This is a genomic window from Variovorax sp. MHTC-1, assembly GCF_003984645.1.
GTDB lineage: Bacteria > Pseudomonadota > Gammaproteobacteria > Burkholderiales > Burkholderiaceae_C > Variovorax.
On the sequence record NZ_RWKI01000091.1, the window covers coordinates 1 to 950 of the forward strand.

At 61.8% G+C, this 950-nt stretch carries 1 protein-coding gene; it reads right to left on the reverse strand.

The window, feature by feature from the left end; genetic code table 11:
* Window positions 1-152: 152 nt before the first annotated feature.
* On the reverse strand, window positions 153-950 hold a 798-nt coding region (locus EJI01_RS28395), incomplete at its 5' end, for a transposase (RefSeq protein WP_148112390.1).

Sequence of the window (950 nt, forward strand, 5' to 3'; positions counted from 1 at the left end):
GGCCGAGGCCGTGTGCAAACAGTCTGCGCTCCAGTATGCAGGACATGGCTCGAGTGCGACCATGCCGCGATGAGCGCGCTATCCAGTAGGCGCATCACTCAGATGCGCCTTCGCGTTGCTCGAATCGAGCCCTTTTAAGAGGCGTGTGAGGCTCACGCCCCCATCAATCTCATCGCCTTCATCGTCCTGGTTATGCCAAGGACCGCGATGACCCTCTTCATGTTGTAAGCCAGCACGTGCAGGCTCATTTCGGTGCTCACGTGCGACAGCGTCTTGGTGAGGAAGTGGGTTGAACCCATCCAGTACTTCAATGTGCCGAACACGTGCTCCACGGTGCACCTTCGCAGCGTCATCGCGACAGGCTTGCGATCCAGGCGTTGCTGGACGCGCTCAAGCACCTCTTCGTGCTCCCAGCGGCGGATGCGACGGTAGTCGCCGGTCGTGCACTGACCTTTGAGTGGGCACGTGGGGCAAGCGCTGGTCCAGTAGACGCGAAGCTTGTTGCCGTTCTTCTCGAACGTGGTGAACCTGTAGATGGCTCGTTCGCCCGCAGGGCACTGATACTCGTCAGCCTTCGCGAAGTAGATGAAGTCGCTCTTGTCGAAGCGTCCCTCGGCCTTGGCGTTGGAAGTCATCGGCTTGGGTACGTAGGTCGTGATGCCCGCCTCCTCGCAGGCCTTGAGCTCCGTGCCGTTGAAGTAGCCGCGATCAGCAAGGGCTTGCAGCTTGGTCTTGCCCATCGCCTCGCGCGCAGCCATGGCCATCTTGCTGAGTTGCGCGCGGTCGTGGCCGGCGGTGGTCACCTCATGCGCCACGATCAGGTGGTGCCTGGCGTCGACCGCCGCCTGCACGTTGTAGCCCACCAGGCCCGAGCCCTTGGCTTGCGAGTTCATTGAACGCGCGTCGGGATCGGTGAGCGAGCGTTGCCCATCAGGCTCCTTCTTCAGCTG